At 45.5% G+C, this 19,672-nt stretch carries 12 protein-coding genes; 5 read left to right on the forward strand and 7 right to left on the reverse strand.

What is annotated here, in order from left to right; all coding sequences use genetic code 11:
• Positions 1-100 precede the first annotated feature (100 nt).
• From OH461_RS05600 to OH461_RS05615, 4 genes are all read left to right on the forward strand, one after another.
• Positions 101-1,297, forward strand: a complete 1,197-nt coding sequence (locus tag OH461_RS05600; protein WP_260259268.1) for an acetate kinase — start codon at positions 101-103, stop codon at positions 1,295-1,297.
• A gap of 135 nt (positions 1,298-1,432) precedes the next feature.
• Positions 1,433-3,577 carry a phosphate acetyltransferase gene (pta, locus tag OH461_RS05605; protein WP_270019618.1) on the forward strand — a complete coding sequence of 715 codons (2,145 nt, stop codon included), beginning with the start codon at positions 1,433-1,435 and terminating at the stop codon, positions 3,575-3,577.
• A 127-nt stretch (positions 3,578-3,704) separates the two neighbouring features.
• A complete protein-coding gene (locus OH461_RS05610) occupies positions 3,705-4,712 on the forward strand; it encodes a GGDEF domain-containing protein (protein ID WP_270019619.1) in 1,008 nt (335 codons plus the stop codon).
• Positions 4,713-4,809: 97 nt separating this feature from the next.
• Positions 4,810-5,061: a DUF3081 domain-containing protein gene (locus tag OH461_RS05615; RefSeq protein ID WP_270019620.1), complete on the forward strand. Its 252-nt coding sequence runs from the start codon at positions 4,810-4,812 to the stop codon at positions 5,059-5,061.
• Positions 5,062-5,142: 81 nt separating this feature from the next.
• Here OH461_RS05615 and OH461_RS05620 read toward each other — a convergent pair whose 3' ends face one another.
• Both OH461_RS05620 and OH461_RS05625 read right to left on the reverse strand, forming a co-directional pair.
• Complete coding sequence (locus OH461_RS05620; protein ID WP_270019621.1) at positions 5,143-8,190, reverse strand: efflux RND transporter permease subunit; 3,048 nt, start codon at positions 8,188-8,190, stop codon at positions 5,143-5,145.
• A complete protein-coding gene (locus OH461_RS05625; protein ID WP_443088445.1) occupies positions 8,187-9,287 on the reverse strand; it encodes an efflux RND transporter periplasmic adaptor subunit in 1,101 nt (366 codons plus the stop codon). The genes OH461_RS05620 and OH461_RS05625 overlap by 4 nt, the downstream gene beginning before the upstream one ends.
• Before the next feature lie 158 nt (positions 9,288-9,445).
• Here OH461_RS05625 and OH461_RS05630 point away from each other — a divergent pair, with 158 nt between their 5' ends.
• Complete coding sequence (locus OH461_RS05630; RefSeq protein ID WP_270019622.1) at positions 9,446-10,045, forward strand: TetR/AcrR family transcriptional regulator; 600 nt, start codon at positions 9,446-9,448, stop codon at positions 10,043-10,045.
• A gap of 61 nt (positions 10,046-10,106) precedes the next feature.
• Here OH461_RS05630 and OH461_RS05635 read toward each other — a convergent pair whose 3' ends face one another.
• The 5 genes from OH461_RS05635 to OH461_RS05655 are packed head-to-tail and all read right to left on the reverse strand — an operon-like array spanning position 10,107 to position 19,526.
• Positions 10,107-17,378, reverse strand: coding sequence for a right-handed parallel beta-helix repeat-containing protein (locus OH461_RS05635; protein ID WP_270019623.1), 7,272 nt, complete (start codon positions 17,376-17,378; stop codon positions 10,107-10,109).
• The gene (locus OH461_RS05640) at positions 17,375-17,764 is read right to left on the reverse strand and encodes an MSHA biogenesis protein MshP (RefSeq protein ID WP_270019624.1); all 390 of its coding nucleotides are present in this window, start codon (positions 17,762-17,764) and stop codon (positions 17,375-17,377) included. The genes OH461_RS05635 and OH461_RS05640 overlap by 4 nt, the downstream gene beginning before the upstream one ends.
• A complete protein-coding gene (locus OH461_RS05645) occupies positions 17,739-18,530 on the reverse strand; it encodes a PilW family protein (RefSeq protein WP_270019625.1) in 792 nt (263 codons plus the stop codon). Before OH461_RS05645 ends, OH461_RS05640 begins: the two co-directional genes overlap by 26 nt.
• Complete coding sequence (locus OH461_RS05650) at positions 18,530-19,039, reverse strand: type IV pilus modification PilV family protein (RefSeq protein WP_270019626.1); 510 nt, start codon at positions 19,037-19,039, stop codon at positions 18,530-18,532. The genes OH461_RS05645 and OH461_RS05650 overlap by 1 nt, the downstream gene beginning before the upstream one ends.
• A complete protein-coding gene (locus tag OH461_RS05655; RefSeq protein ID WP_270019627.1) occupies positions 19,026-19,526 on the reverse strand; it encodes a pilus assembly FimT family protein in 501 nt (166 codons plus the stop codon). The genes OH461_RS05650 and OH461_RS05655 overlap by 14 nt, the downstream gene beginning before the upstream one ends.
• Between the last annotated feature and the right edge of the window lie 146 nt (positions 19,527-19,672).

Here is a 19,672-nt window from a genome sequence, read left to right on the forward strand (position 1 = left end):
CCAAGAATAGTACGCAGTTGATAAAAGACTCGGCTATTCTTGTGATTAATTTTTCACCCTTAACTGATTTTTTGTCAGACGAATAAACAGGTAGTCATACATGTCTAAGCTAGTTTTAGTTTTAAACTGTGGTAGTTCTTCTCTTAAATTTGCTGTTGTAGATGCGGAAAACGGCGACGAGCATCTATCAGGTCTTGCAGAATGTCTGCACCTTCCTGAAGCACGTATCAAGTGGAAACTTGATGGTAAACACGAAGCTCAACTAGGTGCTGGTGCAGCTCACGTAGAAGCACTATCTTTCATGGTAGAAACTATTCTTGCTTCTAAGCCAGAGCTTAAAGCTAACCTAGGCGCTATCGGTCACCGTGTTGTACACGGTGGTGAGCAGTTCACACAATCTGCACTGATCACTGACGATGTTCTAAAGGGTATTCAAGACGCTGCTACTTTCGCACCACTTCACAACCCAGCACACCTTATCGGTATTGAAGCTGCGAAAGTTAACTTCCCAGAGCTTAAGAATGTTGCTGTATTTGATACTGCGTTCCACCAAACTATGCCTGAAGAGTCTTTCCTATACGCTCTTCCATACAACCTATACAAAGAGCACGGCATCCGTCGTTACGGCATGCACGGTACTTCTCACCTGTTCATCACTCGTGAAGTTGCTAACCTACTAGACAAGCCAGTTGAAGAAGTAAACATCATCAACTGTCACCTAGGTAACGGTGCATCTGTATGTGCAATCAAGAACGGTCAATCTGTAGATACTTCTATGGGTCTAACTCCTCTTGAAGGTCTAGTAATGGGTACTCGTTGTGGTGACATCGATCCTGCGATCGTTTTCCACCTACACGACGCTCTAGGTTACTCTGTAGAGCAAATCAACAACATGCTAACTAAAGAGTCTGGTCTTGCTGGTCTAACTGAAGTGACTTCTGACTGTCGTTTCGTTGAAGACAACTACGGTGAGAAAGAAGAAGCAACTCGCGCAATGGACGTGTTCTGTCACCGTCTAGCTAAGTACGTAGCAGGTTACACAGCTTCAATGGAAGGTCGTCTAGACGCAATTACTTTCACTGGCGGCATCGGCGAGAACTCTGGCCCAATCCGTGAGATGGTTCTTAACCGTCTAGCTATCTTCGGCATCGAAGTTGACGGCGAAGCAAACCTTAAAGCACGTTTCGGTGGTGAAGGTACTATCACTACTGCAAACAGCCGTATCCCAGCAATGGTTATCTCTACTAACGAAGAGCTAGTTATCGCTGAAGACACTGCACGCCTAACAGGTCTTTAATGACTTCACTGGCTAGCCGAATGGCTAGCCAGTTTTCTTCATAAGAAGAATTATAAGGGGCTTAACTCCTATTCTTTGCCGTGCATGGAATACGTAGTTAAGCTTTGATCACAATAGCTAAAGGTACTTATACGAATGTCTCGTACTATTATGCTTATCCCTACTAGCGCTGGTGTTGGTTTAACTAGCGTAAGCATGGGTGTTCTTCGCGCAATGGAGCGCAAGGGCGTTAAAGTTTCTTTCTACAAGCCAATCGCACAACCACGTCACGGTGGCGATCAGCCTGATCTGACTTCTACTATCGTTGGCGCAAACAGCGATATGAAGATCGGCGAACCTATGCAAATGTCTGTTGCTGAGAGCCTAATCGGTAACGACAACATGGACGAGCTGTTAGAAACTGTTGTTGAACGTTACAACCAAATCAATAGCGATGCGGACGTAACGCTTATCGAAGGTCTTGTACCTACTCGTAAGCACCCATTCGCAAACCAAGTGAACGCTGAAATTGCAGCGACACTTGGCGCTGAAATCGTAATGGTTGCAACTCCGGGTACTGACAACCCAGCACAACTTAAAGAGCGCATCGAAGTAGCATGTTCTAACTTCGGCGGCACTAAGAACAAAAACATCTCTGGCGTTATCATCAACAAACTTAACGCTCCTGTAGATGAAGCTGGCCGTACTCGCCCTGACCTATCTGAAATCTTTGACGATGCAGATAGCGCGAAGCAAAACGAAATGAAAGTGATGGAAATCTTCAACACTTCTCCTATTCGTGTACTAGGTTGTGTGCCATGGAGCATCGACCTAATCGCTACTCGCGCAGTAGACATGGCGTCACACCTTAAAGCTGACATCATCAACGAAGGTGACATCAATACTCGTCGTATTAAGAGCATCACTTTCTGTGCACGTTCTCTGCCAAACATGATTGAGCACTTCAAACCGGGTTCTCTACTTGTTACTTCAGCAGACCGTCCAGACGTTATCGTTGCAGCAGCACTTGCCGCAATGAACGGTGTGGATATCGGTGCGCTACTTCTAACTGGCGGTTACGACATGCCAGAAGAGATCGCATCACTATGTAAGCCAGCATTCGATACTGGCCTACCGCTATTTAAAGCACAAGGTAACACTTGGCAGACTTCTCTGAACCTTCAAAGCTTCAGCCTAGAAGTACCTGCAGACGATAAAGAGCGTATCGAGTTCATCAACGAGCACGTTGCTGGTCACATCGACGGTAACTGGATCGAGTCTATGACTGAAGGTACTCAAAAATCTCGTCGTCTAAGCCCTCCTGCATTCCGTTACCAACTAACTGAGTTCGCTCGTAAAGCTGGTAAGCGTATCGTTCTTCCTGAAGGTGACGAACCACGTACAGTGAAAGCAGCAGCTATCTGTGCTGAGCGCGGCATTGCAGAATGTGTGCTTCTAGGTAACCCTGAAGAGATCAAACGCGTTGCAGCTCAACAAGGTGTTGAACTAGGCGCTGGCGTACAAATCATCGATGCTGATTCAGTACGTGAAAACTACGTAGCTCGCCTAGTTGAACTACGTGGCGCGAAAGGTATGACTGAAGTTGTTGCTCGTGAGAAACTGCAAGATTCAGTATTCCTAGGCACAATGATGCTTGAGAACGACGAAGTAGACGGCCTAGTTTCTGGTGCTGTTCACACAACTGCGAACACTATCGTTCCTCCGTTCCAAATCATCAAGACTGCACCAAACGCATCTATCGTATCGTCAGTATTCTTCATGCTTCTGCCTGATCAAGTACTGGTTTACGGTGACTGTGCGATCAACCCAGATCCTACAGCTGAGCAACTTGCTGAAATCGCTATCCAATCTGCTGACTCTGCAGCTGCATTCGGTATCGACCCACGTGTTGCTATGATCTCATACTCTACTGGTGAATCTGGTAAGGGTGCAGACGTAGATAAAGTACGTGAAGCTACGAAGCTTGCTCAAGAGAAACGTCCTGATCTAATCATCGACGGTCCTCTACAGTACGATGCTGCTATCATGGAAAACGTTGCCGCTTCTAAAGCGCCTAACTCTCCAGTAGCGGGTAAAGCAACTGTATTCGTATTCCCAGACCTAAACACTGGTAACACGACTTACAAAGCGGTACAACGTTCAGCTGACCTAGTATCTATCGGTCCAATGCTACAAGGTATGCGCAAGCCAGTTAACGACCTGTCTCGTGGCGCACTAGTAGACGATATCGTATACACAATCGCTCTAACAGCAATCCAAGCTGACCAAGAGCAAAAGTAATTAGATAATTACTGATTGATAAAGCCCTCACAATGTGAGGGCTTTTTTATAACTTCCCCATATCTTTGGATTTATTGCTCTAATCTATATATCATCAACTTTTTAACAACGATGTTAATTAATTGATATGTCTAATCCTGATACCGACACTCTCGCCCCTTATCGTCAACGAGCGCTTGTTCTGCAAGTCACCAGTATCGTTTTTAGCATCATCATGATGTTTAGTGTTGTACTAAACTTTTTCTTTACTCACAATTATCCAGTTGGAGCCAGTGCATTAATCTATAGTTCCTTCTGTATATACATCTACTTGCAAATTAAGCGCGATAACCTCAAACGTTGGTACTTCTATGGTAATGCTATTTATCTAACCATAATGATGCTAAACAGTTTGATTACGGTGCCGATAAACTCAGGTGTTATATTTGCTTTTATCTGCTTGCCTGCCATTTACTACATCTTTTTGAACTTTCGCTACGCAACGCTATTTACCGCCCTGCTGTTTATCACTATCGTTCCGATCATCTGGTTAAAGATGACTACCCACTTCACGCTAATCAATTTTACCTTGGTTTACGCGGCTATTTGGACCATCTCTCACCTGCATGAACTAACTCGTCAGAGACAAAGTGAGCAACTGGAATATCAAGCGACTCACGACCCACTCACTGGGCTACAAAACCGATTAGCGCTAGAACGTGCCATAGAGCATTTAAAAAAATCTGGTTGCCAGTATCATTTGCTTTACATCGACATTGATCATTTTAAAAAAATCAATGATCAGTACAGCCACATTGCGGGAGATGGCGTTTTGCAACAAACCGCAGCTACACTTCAAGCCGTCTCGAGAAATAGCCAACTATACCGGATTGGTGGTGAAGAGTTCCTTTGCCTCGTCTTAGCTGAAGATTGCACTGATGTCGCTCTGCTAGCCGAGCGCGTTAGAAAAACTTTTGACGATACCCACTATCAATACCATCAAATCGATATCCACTATACCGTTAGCATAGGGGTGAGCTGCTCCTCCCCAGATACCGAGTTTGATTTAACTCTGCACCTTGCCGATAAAGCCTTGTATCGTGCCAAGAAGCTAGGCCGAAACCAAGTTTGCTTCGATGAAGCTATAGATCAATAAAACTAAGTAAACTTTACTCTCTCTTTTCTCGTATCAATTTGGCAAATAACACCGCCGTTAACCATAATTAAAATGTGGAAATAATAAGGCGTTCGATATGAAAAACGAATTAGACCCAACCAAAGTGTTACAAGCATACGAGTGCGTGATGAACAATGGCTCACCGACTGAGTACGGCAAAATATATGAAGGCGTAGAAGCCTTCTCCGATTATGACGGTTACAACGTGTATCTGCGTGGCAATGGCGTAGAGTTAAAAATTGGCTTTCATAATACTTATCGTCTTGAGTACGACCAAGAGCACCTGCGCGATAGCTTTTTAAAGAAAGTCGCGACACTCGCTAAGTAACCTCAAGACTACCCCAAGATTTATCAGTGACTGAAAAACAAAAGCCCCGATAATTCGGGGCTTTGCTTCATATCCGTACGACTATTGCTCTATATTCACTTTGAAAAACAGCGCATAGAACAACGGAATAACGACTAAGGTCAAAATGGTTGCGAACAACAGACCAAACATAATGGTCACCGCCATACTCTTAAAGAACGGGTCGATAAGCAATGGCGCAACACCCAATATGGTCGTCAATGCGCCAAGCAACACCGGACGAGCACGACTGGTTGCTGCATCGATAATGGCATGATAAGCCTGCTTACCTTGTGCAATCTCGACATCCGCCTGATCCACTAACACAATCGCATTTTTCACCATCATGCCAATCAGGCTCAAGAAGCCAAGAATCGCCATAAACTCAAATGGTGTTTGAAACACAATCAAACCAAACGTGACCCCAATGACAGCTAATGGCGCAGTTAGCCAAATCACCAATGGCTGACGAATGGCGTTGAACATAAAGATCACTGATAGAATCATTGCAGCAAAACCATAAGGCGCCGAGATAACTAAACCTTGGTTAGCATCTTTCGATGCTTTGTATTCGCCATACCAAGTCAGCTGATAACCCGGTGGCAGCTCTATTGCTTCGATTTGTGTTCTTAACTGGTTAAACGCATCCGAAGTTAATACGCCCGGAGCTGGATCGGCCTGCACCAAAATCGTTGGCATGCGATCAATACGGCGTAACATCGCGTCTTGCCAGACAACATCAACAGAATCAACTAACTGACTTACAGGAATATAACCACCCGCAACTTGGCTATACACTTCGGTATTTTCCACCGCTCGTTGATGGTCACGCTCACCTTGTGGCGCGCGTACCACAATAGGAACGAGATCATTCCCTTCACGATAAACCGCGACATTTTGCCCATTCAATGTCTGCGCAATAGCTTGGTTTATCTCTTGCGACGTTAAACCAAAACGCTGCGCTTTTTCTGCGGAATAAACAGGCTCAAGAACGGGCACTTGCTGACGCCAATCATCTTGTACCGCTATTAAGTTGCTATCAGCCAGCATAATGGCTTTTGCTTGTTCGGCAAGTTGACGCAACACCGCACTGTCTGGGCCTTTAAAACCAGCCTCGATCTTTTTGCCGCCACCGCGACCCAACATGAACTTCCATACTTTAATCGAAGCATCTGGGTATTTCGCCGACAGCTCATCTTGCAACTCAACCAGCAGAGGCGCGATTTTTTTGTAGTCATCAATATCAATCAGCAATTGGCCATAAGCCGTGTTACGCGCTTCAGGTGAGTAAGTCAGCATAAAGCGCAGACCGCCACCGCCAATAAAGCTAGCAATATTCGTGACACCCTCTTTTGCTTTCACATCTTGCTCAATACTCGCCACTACTCGTTCTGTACGACGAATATCTGAGCCTTGCGGTAAATAAACATCCACCACAAACTGCGGGCGCTGCGAGTCTGGCATAAAGCCCGGAGGCACGTATTTCAGGCTGTAAACTGCAATGGCCATCAAGCCAAACAACATGGCTAAGCTCATCATGCGATGTTTTAGCACCCATGCTAACAAAGCTTTGTACATCGACATCATTTTGCCGACTTTCACTTCTCCTTTAACCGCTTTGACTTTCAAAAAATCAAAGCAAAGCATCGGCGTCACCGTCACAGCAAACACCCAGCTAAGCAGCATCGAGTATAAAATCACCCAAAACAGAGAACCGGCATACTCGCCCATATCGGACGGTGATAGCCCAATCGCGCTGAATGCACAGATACCTACAACCGTGCCGCCAAGCAACGGCCATTTGGTAGAGTCCACCACTTCAGATACGATCGTTTGCTTATCTTCTTCAGGGTTTTGCTGTAAGCGAACGAGAATACCGTCAGTCACGACAATCGCATTATCCACCAACATACCGAGTGCGATGATCAATGCCCCAAGCGAGATACGCTGCATGGCAATATCTTCGATGAACATGATGCACAGTGTGCCCGCGACCGTCAGCAACAATACAAAACCAATGATGATGCCGGAGCGTACGCCCATAAACAGCAATAACACGATAAACACGATCGCTACGGCAGCAATCAGGTTATCGATAAAATTCGCAACCGAAGCACGTACAGAGTCAGACTGCATCGAAATAACATGCAGCTCCATCCCAAGTGGTCGCTGATCTTCGAGTTCAGCCAAACGTGCTTTTACCGCATCTCCCATATCAACGACGTTACCACCGCTGACATTTGAAATACCAAAGCCAATCGCTCGCTCACCGTTGTAGCGCATCAGCATACTGGCAGGCTCTTGATATCCACGCTCGACGGTTGCAATGTCACCTAGGCGCATCACAGCACGATCTTGACCGACGCTAATGGGCAGCTGGCGCAACTGTTCAAATGACTGTACCGAAGTACTCGGAATCACAGGAATGCGCATATCATTGGCATCAATAGAACCCGCCACCGTCACCATGTTCTGCTTTTGCAGTACTTGCAAAACTTGCTGTGCAGATACACCAAATTTGGCCAAACGCTCACTCGAGATTTCAACAAAAATGGTCTCTTGACGCTCTGCCAAGGTGGCAGTTTTCGCTACGCCATCAACCAGCACTGAATCACGTCTCAATTGGTCAACGTAATCTTGCAGCTGCTTATCACTGTAGCCTTCACCCGTTACAGCAAAAAACAGTGCGTACACATCAGCAAAGTCATCGTTAACCATTGGCGTACCTGCGCCCGGAGGCAATAGGCGTTGTGCATCACTGATCTTACGACGCAGCTTATCCCACACCTGTTGTAGCTCTGCGACACTGCCTGCAAACTCCAGTTTAATTTCAACTGTAACCTCAGACATGCCCTGCTTAGAAACCGATTTCACCTCTTTGAGTTCTTGCAGAGATTGCACCGCCCCTTCAATCACGTCGGTAACTTCATCTGACACTTCTTGTGCGGTTGCGCCGGGATAAGCGGTGTTAATCACCGCTTGGCGAATCACAAACTCTGGGTCTTCAAATCGGCCCAATTTTAGGTAACTGATGTAACCACCGATTAAAATCAGTGCAATCAGCACCCAAACACTGGTGCGCTTGGCAATAGTGTAGCGAGCAATGTTCATTGCTTAGCCTCTTCATTTAACATCGGACGAACTTGCATACCATCACGTAGGCTTGTTACACCGGCAATCACAACGCGCTCACCTTGCTCTAAGTTATCCGTGATCTGCACTCTTTGCTTATGCAGATTACCCACTTCAACAAAGCGCTTTGCTACCGTGTTATTGTCTCCAACCACCCATACAAACTGCTTGCCTTGGTTATCAGGCACAATCGCGGTTACCGGAAGTGTAAACAGCCCTTTATCCGCGTTCGCTTGAGAATCCGCTTGCGCAGGGTATACTTTTACCGCCATACCCGGTAGTACGCGATAGCCTTGTACATCATCAAAGCCAAGCACGACGGCATAGCTCTGACTATTGGCATCAGCCTGAGTAGCGTATGTACGTAAGCTCAAATCAAATTTAATTCGGGGAATTGCACTGATCTCCGCTTGCGCTTTAGTGCCATGTAATCCCGATAACATCACGCTATCCGGAATTTGAATCACCACCTCAAGATCTTGTAAATCATGTAGGGTAAACACCGTCGCATTCGCTTGAACTTGAGTATGATTATCAACCCACTTTTTACCGATAATGCCAGCAAATGGCGCTTCAATCTTGGTGTAATCTAGCTGCCTTTCCGCTTCTGAGTAACGGTTTTTCGCTAGGTTATAACGCGCGGTAATTTCATCTAAACTGCTCTTTGAAATCGCTTTGCTCTTGTCGTAAATGGCTTTCGCACGTAGGTATTCCGCTTTTACGTTTTCAAGCTCAATCTTGGCAGACGCCAACGCCGTTTTTGCATCACGAGAGTCCAACTTAGCTAATAACTCGCCTTGAGCGACTTTCTGTCCTTCTTGAACGTACACATCGCTTAAGCGACCACCAATACGAAATGACAACTCAGCACGTTCTGCCGCTCTTACTTCGCCATTAAAGCTAAGGCTTTCACCATAGGTAGGTTGAACCACTTCGGTTAACGCAGGTTTAATACTCTGCTTTTGCACAGGTGGCTGTGCTTCTGCACCACAACCTAGCAGCGCAAAAGTCGATAAACTAACCGCAATCGCCATTACTAGGCACTTAGGGTTAAACGTATTTTTGTGCGTTTTAATCACAGGAATTCTCCAAGTCGACACGCGGTCATTGATCAGAAAAACAAAAGTAAACTCATGAGTTTATTTTTCGGATTTTATGGTGAGATTTATAAAAAGTAAACTCTAAAGTTTACCTTTTAAGTAGCGATTGTTAGACTGTGAGCCGGAGGGAAGAGATGACCCGTTCAGAACAAAAAAAACGCGCCATTATAGAGGCGGCAAAAACAGAGTTTATTGAGAATGGTTTCGCCGCCGCGAACATGAATAATGTGAGTGCAGCAGCCGAAGTCTCTAAACGCACTTTATATCGCCACTTTGAAAGCAAAGAGATGTTATTCGAAGCGGTGTTGTCTATCGTTCAAGAAGAGATTGAACGCAAAGGTGACTACCCATATCACCCCGAACAATCATTGGATGAGCAACTCACTGCGATTACCCACCGTGAAATTGAGGTGCTTTACCAAAACTATGGCATCGCATTTTCACGCACAATTGTGATGGAATTTTTCCGCCAACCGGAGCTGGCCAAAAGCGTCTCTCAGAGGCTATATCGAACTCGCGCGGTTAATGGTTGGTTTGAGCAGGCCATCGCGGATGGTAAATTTGTGGCGCAAGATGCCCAAACAATCACCAGCGTCTATATAAGTATCTTCCAAGGGTTACTGTTTTGGCCTCAGGTGCTTGACCTTAACAACAAACCTGAAGGGGCTGAGTTAGCCAGCAAAGTCGACACGATTGTTTCGACTGTGATTAAAGCTTTCGCGTCGAATCGCTAAACGCTTTCACCAACGAAAACGCCCCAATTACTGGGGCGTTTTTAGTTTGTAAGCGCGGTTATTATTGATAGCGCTCCATAAAGTAAATGACGTTATTCGACCCCGCCGACACACCAAAGGTCGCTAAGGCTTCTGGTGGCTGAGTAAAGCTATCAGCCGACTTACAGTCTGACGGAATATCGATCGTCTGTGCGTTGTCATCAATTTTCCAACAATAACCGAGCCACTGCTCTGAGTCGTTAGCAAACTTAAATGGTACGGTCGCATAACCGGGGTCGCTGCCTTCTATGGTTGTAAGCGATTGACCATCTTTCACTTCATTCATACCAAATGACTCCGTTGAAATCACAGGCGCTTTATCTCCTTGCTTCGCTGCTTGTGTGGTCACCGCTTGTTTATTAATAACACCGATACCACCTTCAGTCAGATTCGATTCGCTGTCCCATGTATTCACTTCAAAGCGGTTATTGCCACTCCAGTACTCCAACTTCAGGCCCATTGGCAACGTTTGCTGAATCGGACCTGCGGTATTATCAATCGACAAACGACCAAAACGTACACTCATTTCATCACCTAATGGAATCGCTCCGCCGCTTAAATCCTCACCACTGCCTAACTCAAAGATAGGTATCGTCGCATTCGGCACAGAAACTGGTACCTTCATCTGTACAGCAATATTGCTTATCTCGCTGCGACAGCTTGGATCGCGATAAAAAGCATAGGTATCATTTTGCAGTTGCCAATCACCACCAGACCAAGTTTGGTCAAAATCAATGGCCGTACCTTGATGATGTAGTAGCTGAGTATTACAGGTCGGCGCATTAACGTACTCAAGCGACGTGGCGGCAAGCTGAGGATAGTCCCCTGCTTGCATGATATCCCCATCGTAAAAACTGAGCGTTTGACCGCCAATCGCTTTCGCCGTTAATGTCGCCCCAACTAACACATCCGGTTTACCGTAATAAGTCCACGGTTGGTCTTCATGTTTCCAATCTGCGCTGTAGGCTCGACTGAGTGCAAAGTGACTTGGATAGAAATAACCGACTTGGCGATGGTTATCGATGTTTCTATGGGTAATATCAGTATCTAAGAAACTGGCAAGCCCCGTCACGTTCTTGTAGCTATCTACCTTCCAACGAGTCGCTAGCGAACCCACATTGCGATATTCAAAACGATTTGATAATAATCCTTGGCTAAACTGTCGATTTAACGCAGAGGTTTCTATTAAGTCTGTCGCGTCTCTCGGCTGATCGCTTGGCGAGGTGACTTTACGGCTAAAGCCGGTTGTCGCAGCGCGACTGTTACCTGCATCTGCAATCAATTGACCGTTGAAGTTCTGTGTGACTTGACCATTTGATGCCACTGCGGCTACCTCTACGGTGAACGGAGTTCCCGCAGTAGTAAACGGAGTATTGGTTGTTTGGCTTTGAACAGTCGGGTTGGCCGACGTGTAATTACGAGTTACCGTCAGTGCATAAGGGTGGACGATAAAACTTGTTCCTGCGGTTTTGACATGCCCTTCTTCAGGATGGGTTTCAGCGTAGAGATCAAGCGTTCCTGACTCAAAATAATTCAGTGGGAAAGAGCCGCTCACCCCGTTAGAGAATGACAACACGCGCTTATTGTCACTGCTGGTCAACTCTTTGCCATCCACCATCAACTTGCCAAGGTGCTGCTCAGAGCCTTTACCCGAGCTAAAAGTGAACTCTTTATCACCTTGATAGTCTGGATCTACCGAGCAGCGGGAAACATCTTCAAGCGCGACTTTTCGCTCTAGTCGAATCGCAAACTCTTCACCCGCTTTATAGAGCCCATTTGGTGTGACTTCCGTAATAACAAAGCCTTCTTTGCTAAATGATGCGAAATCACTATCTGAGCCGATATCTGTCGCTTCAGCATGTAATGTTACCGGTTTAAGCTCTGAGTCTGTGGCCACATAAATGGTCTTACTTAAGCTACCGTCTTTTGCAAAAGTCACCGTCTGCTGAGTGCTACAGCTGGTTTTATTAATGGCGTCACCACGTCCAAATGGCGCAAGCGAGTACCAACAACCTGCTGGTGGTTGGTCAAACCAAACGTCCACGTCGACATCTTGAGACAGTTGATCGCCTTCTACATCCAACGAGACGCGATACTCAGCCACTTCGCAGGTAAGTAAGCTCGACGAAGGCGCTTTAACATCAATCCCTTTAACTGGGTTACCAATCTCGAAACTAAAGTCTTCCACTTCACCATTTTCGGCTACGCCAAATGGAGAAGTCACTTTGGAGCTAGCATAGCGGACGCGTAAGTAACCTCTACCACCATTGGCTAAAGGCACTTCAAGCCCGTCGGCAATCGTGATTGGGATCCAACTCGTTTTCCCCTCTTCTCCCCAGTTAACCCACGCAGAAGCAATACCGCCACCACGCTTATCTAAACGTAATTGGTAGCGCTTGAGGGGAATCAAAGGCTCGCTACTTAAATTAATCACTCTCGAAGTGGTAGGGTCGATAATCTCTACACCATCATCGGACAAGTCTGATTTTGCCTCGTTATCATGACCGGGACCTAAATCTGCTGACCAATGCTCACCAAGTTTAATCGCAGAACTGCTGCCAAGATGGCGTGCAGGATCGCTCTGCAACTCTAATTTCTTCGGAGCATCACCATAATCCGCGTGAATCGCACAACCGCCAGCATCGTTACTCATGGTTGAACCATCCACCCCGACCATTTCAAAGCGAATTTCTTGTTTCGCAATATCAACGGAATACAGTGCCGTGGTTGGTCGGCTTGTTTCACTAAATTCTAACTGTCCATCTTGGTCAAGATCGTGATAGCCGCCATTGGTCATCGCAAAAATAACGCCGCCTTTGTTTACACCCACGCCACCAGCACCCAAGCGACCTCTGCTGTCCGCTTGCGGCCAATCAGGGTTTGCATTGGTGCTATCTGAGTTGAGTTTAAGCGCCAAGTTAAGTTCAGTGAATGAACCTGCTGGCTCACTGCTTGATACATCGGCAATGGCGATGCGATAGAGTTTTTTCAGATCGCGAGATAAACCATACACATAAGGGCTATCTGGTTGGTTTGGGTTAAACGCAAAGTCGGCACTCCAAGGCACATTTTGACCACGAGACATTTGCAACTGAATGGTGTCGAATGCACCGGTCGCAAGATCGACTCTGACCAGTGTTTGCCAACTACCACGACCCAAGATCATGTAACGACCATCAATTGAAACGTCGCCACTGTTGGCTTTTAATAAACGGCGAGTGTAGTTATCAGAGTACTTACGAGTATCTAACACCTCATCTTTGGCAAATGAGAATCGGTTGCCGTTTTTATCTAAAATATACGCGTTGTTATTGGCGGCTCTCAGCGGCACTAAATGAGTAAACTCAGCCGCAGGGGAGCGAGATTGGTCGGCAACAAACAGATGCACTTCACAGCGAGAACCATTTAACGACTGACAGCCATAATCTTCATCTGAACCCACACCGTAGGTAAGCCCATCTTTTTGACTAAGACCAACCACTTTAATCTCTTTCGTTGATAGCGCAGGGTTAATGTCCTCGATAGCGAGTTGACCACCATTAGCGACCCATTTTGAATATTGGTATTGAGTTTGCCCACTCGTTTGCGGTGCTTTTACTTGAACAAAACCATCACAACGCCCCGGTAATGGCATCAGGTCATCATTGGTCAAATAAACAAGATGGTCTTCTACTTCACCGTAGCCATCTTGGACAAGACTGATACGTAGGTAACTTTGATCATCACTCGTCCAACGGCTATCGCGGATATTTTTCCATTCCAAACTGATCTTTTGCGCCGAAGACATCGGTTTTACGATGACTTGCTTCGCTTTCTCATTGCTATCCATCACACCGTTGCGGTCAATGTCCAGCCATGCGTTCAAATGCGCATTTTTCTTTGTCGCATTGAAGACCGTAATATTGTGAATCGTAAAATCGTTCTGTTTTTTGATAATAACTGGCGTGTCGAAAGTGCGTTCATCGTTAAACTCGGTGGTATCATCACCGCGAGCATAAAGTGATGGTGATGCCGACGTTTCGGTATCCGGCATTTGTTCACCAACGTATAGATTCGGGCTCACACGGTAACGGGTGTTTTGCTCATTATTATACTGCGTGGGTAAATCGCCATAGTCATAACCAACATGACAACCAAATTGTGCGTTATCGAGAATATTACCGGCAGATCCACTGACAGGTAGATTAGAACGAAACGCAATACGAGTAACATATTGACCCGCAGGTACGGTGTACACGCCTTCATAGCGTTGCCAAGCATCTTTACCCGTGATGACTTTCGTTTCTACCAGCGAGCTACTCGGGCTACCAAATAATAAAGACATCTGATCATTGTAATGACTGTTAGGCTTGGTTCGATTTGAATAATCGAACGACCAGCTAATCTCATCACCCGGTTTGGTCACGATGTCTTGATACAACATGGTTGGGTGATACACATTAAGTTCAGCAACGTTAGAGCTGCCGTCAAGTGGTGCTTGACGTAGATAATAATAGTGATCGTTGAATTCAATATGATTGCGGCGCTGCTGACGCTCTTCATAAGGCATTCCAGAAGGGATGAGCGTTGGATCAAGCTGCTGAACAGACCAACCCGCTACCGAGCTTTCTGGCGTATCCCAGCCATTATTCCCGTTCTCCGTGTAATAGTGCTCAAATGAACCATTTTGCAAACCTGCTGCGCATCCTGCGGTTTGCAGTGATGGGGCGGCAATCCAAACACGGTAATCTTCAACTTCACCATCTGGTGCCGTGCCATAAGAGTGCTCAATGGCTGACGCTGAGGTTGAAAAACGCACTCTCAACCAACTTTCGCCGTGTACATCGTAAGCGGAAAGGTTAATACCGTCGATCACGTTTGAACCTGCATTCACCCTATAACGATCAACGATTTTTTCTAACACTGGCTGCTTATCACGTTCAAAATCTTGCCAGCTACCGTCTTGGTTTTTGTCTAACCAAATAGAGATATACCCCGCCCGAGAGGCATTGATCAAAATATGGTTATCAACGGCTTGCTCATCACCATTTTCATCAAGATAACCCGTAATCAATGTCGATAAAGACGATTGGCTTAACTCATCTTTGTATGGATTAATCCAAACCCCATCATCACCTTCATCACTGGACGCATAACGAGATGGCGTCGCATCTTTCTCTTCATCAATATGATAAGTACATGAGTTGGTACCAAATGGGCGCAAACACATATCAGCAGCTACGACGTGCCTAGCACCATCGTCCGCTTTAGTCACTTTAAAACGGGCGTTTTCCCAACCAGTTTGCAGGTCTTGGTTTGGTGCATCACCATAGTCAAAAGATCGATTACCGACATAATCAAACGCAGGACCAAACTCTGAAACACTGGATTTATTATCGGTTGGCTTTGGATTTAGAGGATCGCCAATGCCAATACCGCCCGTAATTTTATGGCGTACTGCAATAGCACTGATTGCGTTGATATTCGGTGATGCAGCATTCGCTAAAGTACATTTAAAGTTGCGGTACTGCCAATGCTCCCAATGAGTTTCGGTATAACACATACCCAAGGATTGGGCTGAAACGATATCATCATTTGCATCTAGTTGAGTGTTGTAAAACTCAACCATTTGCGCATCAATTTTACCATTTCTATTGTTTTCGTCGCTTCCTTGAATACCAGTATAACCATAAATGACCAAGTCATTCCCTACTTGCTCAATGTCGGTAATGATCGGATGATCAACACCATCGTTCGGCCCACCGTACTTACCATCATTTGAATCTTTAACCCCTACACGGCCTTTAACGATATCAATCAACATTCCCGCGTTGTTTTGATAAACGTTATTGACCACGTAGTTTCTATCACTATTGTCCGAAGCGAAACGAAATACCGACGCAGGTGGCTCTACGTCATTATTTAATCCGGTATGGCTAAATGTGTTTCTAAAAAACTGACTATCATGAGCATTGTGCTCAAAATAAATGGCGGCAGCAGAATCTTTATCGCTGGCAGAAATATAACTTCTGTCCACCAAGTTATCTGAGAATACATTATCTCCAGAGGTGTACATGCTCAGTGCGTTGCCACCGATATAAGAAAAGCTATTGTACGTTGCGGTAAAACGGTCACTGTTTTCCACACTTAAACCAATGCCATTAATTTGATTCAGTCGATTGTTTTTTATTACGCTGGAGTTGGTCCAATAGAGCTTAATACCATCATCACCGACTCTTTCAATAATGTTGTTGTCAATGGTTATGCTATTACCTGACGAAGAAGAAATGTTGTAAACCTGAATAGCATCGTCTTCGATATCATGAATTCGGTTAGATAAAATCACGATGTCGCGCGAGTCATTTACCTCTATCGCATCATCAGACGACCCGCTGATAATATTCCCTTCAATGTGGATATCACTTGATACATCTTGAACTGTAATCGCGTTGGCATTGCTGCTGCTATTGTCGCCAGTAGAATTGAGATACAAGCGGGCTAGCTTAATATTGCTCGAACGATACACATCAAACACGCGTCCGGTATCGTTTGGATGAGAGAAATTATTCGAACTATTAATCGTAACTGAATTAGCTAATGAATAGGTCTCTTGGGTATCTAGAACCGCAATATGCGTATCTCTCATACCAGAGTTTGGATAACCGATGTTGAGCTTAGAGTTAAGGTTGATGATCACATCTTTTTGCGGCATAGCAAAAATGGCGTTATCGACGCCTTCGGTATGAAATTCTTGTCTCATTACGCTTTTCGTAATCTGAGACGAACGTGTTCCTCTTAATGAGTAGCTATTAATGATGAACTGACGTAACGAGCCGGCCCCTGAGTCATTGCCATTGATGACCGAACTGTAGTTGATACCAATATCTCGCGTAGATTGACCACCAACCACATCAAACTCGTAGCCAAAGTCTTTAGATAAGTATGGGTAAACTTGAACGGGCAAACAGTCGTAACAGTCCCCTCTCTCTGAATAAAGTTGACCATCTTTATCTGAGCCCATCGGTCGGGCATTTGGCAAACTAATTCGATATCTGTACCCCGCTGGAATACCGTTAAACCGATACTGACCAGAGCCGTAGGTTTCTTGCTCATAGTAATACTGAGGGTAATCCACGTTGGTCAAGCGCACGGTAATACTCATGCGATTAAGCTTCGCCATGCCAAGATTAGAGGCATATTGACGAGCCTCACCGCCAAAGTTGTAATCTTCGAATATCGTGCCTTTCACGGTTGCCGCAAAGGCAGACCATGAGCTAAGCAGTGAGCAACCTATTAGGAGTAATCGTATTTTCATGGTCTCACCTCAACTTCAAATTTACGGCTTACGCGAAAAGCATCTTCAGAACAAATTGCACTAGAAGTAATGATGACCGCACTGCCATTGGCTTGGCATTGCACGTCAAACTGACAATTTGGATAAGCCTCTAACGACGTGACGCTAGGGCATGTGGTTGCGGGTGTCCCTGTCACAGGGACAAAGTCATACACGGCTTTTTCAACAACCGAGCGCGCCGCCCAGTACGCCCGAGTGCTCAGCACCTCATAGGTATTTGCATGCTGGCTTTGGCTATTCATTTGCAGCAATTGCGCAGCAAAAAAGGTAGCAATTACCGTGACAAACAAAATCACGATCATTGCACTGCCCTGCTGTTTTCTACTGTGCATTAAGAACTTGGACATTTTGCATGAACTCCACATTCTCGTTATCGTGATTAACCTGCAATGAAAAGTGCATACTCGCAGTGCTCGAATACGTCCCATCCACACCTAAACGAAAGATATTGCGATGGCTAGCCAAGTGCTTGGCAACGGGTTGATCATTTTGGCTGTTTGCTGCCCACAAACCTTCAAACGTTAGGGGGTAACCCGGGAAAAAACGCACCTCATCATTTATCGCGCAGAACTGCCTTGCAATCGGCAGATAAACAAACAATCGATTGGAAGGCGATGTGGGACGCACATTCAATACACTACCTAATTTGAGTGATTGAGTATCCGCTCCGGTTAAGCGATATACTTGATTTGACGAGTTCTCACCTTGATATAAATCTTCGGCGCGGCGTGGGTAAATACTGACTAAGCAAGGGTTATTAGCATCAGCAAAACATTGATCCAACGCGCTACTTAGCGGGTGAGTAAGAGGCAAGCTGTTTGTCCCTAGGGTCAAGTTATCTGGATCGTATTCACCAACATAAGTCAGCGGGATATATTCAATACAATCACCATCAGATGAAACTCTAGTACTCAGCGGCACACTGTTACCCAACTCCCGGTGAAAACGGCTCAATACAAAACGCGCTTCTTCTAACGCACTGATCCGGTTTTGTGTTTGTACAAACAAGGTTGAACTGACCACGCCATAATTGATCAAACCAAGTGAAATCACGCCAACAATCACCATGCTGACGACCATCTCCATCAAGGTAAAACCATGCTGCTTACTCATTAGTAATTACTCCTATAAGCAACAAATGTGATCGCTTGAGCGGCATTGCCGTTAGTAATGGTCAAGGTCGCTTGTTTAGTTGGGCTGGTACCAGATGTAAGAGGTTGAAATTGGCTATCCACATACGCCACATCTATCTGAACTAAGAAGTTCTGATAAGGGCCATCCATATCAATGCCAAACTGCTGAATAGATATAGCGTTACCGCCTGTGTCATAGTCATCAAAGTCATCGCGAACTAAATCACCATCTTGATTGAAACCAAAATTTGTTGAACAGGTTTCACAACGATCGAGACTTTGGATATTCGCTTCATCAAACTCGCGTGAGTACATCTCTTTCAATATCAGAGTGGCCACTTGAGAAGCGCGTTGCTGGGTAAGCACATCAGCACTTTGTGTCGCGGCAGGCGCGAGCAAAGAGGTAAATGCCAACATCAAAAAACCAGCAAGCGTAATAGCCATGACGTTTTCAATAAGGGTGAAACCTGACGCTTTATTCGCAGCCATCGATGTACCCCTCTTGATACACCGTCACCTGTTCAGAACTTGTCTGAGGCGCTGTGATCGCAATCTCTACTCGGCCGGAGGTCGCTGACGCGGCACTCACGAAGCGCCCCATGGAATCAAAATAAAACTGATTGGCTGAAAACGTAATACCGCGACTAATGTCATCTTGGCTGAGCGTGACGAGTTGGCTACATTGGTTCCCGACGCAATTCGCACTCGTGTCTAGGACTATCGCATCGTTATTCCAAGAGACAGAGTGTGGAGAGACAATCACTTGATAAGCAGAGCTTATAGTAACGTCATTCATTGCTTGGGTCTGAACACGGCGCAGAGCAGATTTCACATTATGGCAATACGCAGGAAGTTTGTAGCCACTGATAGAGGGAAACCTCGTGTAGGCCACGATAGAAATTATCGACAGAATTATAATAGTGACGACCAGTTCTACGAGAGTAAAACCGGCAGTACGACGCACTTTGAGCAGCATAGCAAGCTAACAATTTGTTATCATTTATTATTTTTGAGGCTCAATTCTAACCCTATTTATAATTGGTTACATTTACTTTTTGGGCGCACCTCACATCTTTTTGTCAGTTTTGTGCATTAAAGCAGCTAAATTTAGCTCTACTCATC

This window comes from Vibrio sp. LaRot3, from assembly GCF_027587025.1.
Lineage (GTDB): Bacteria > Pseudomonadota > Gammaproteobacteria > Enterobacterales > Vibrionaceae > Vibrio.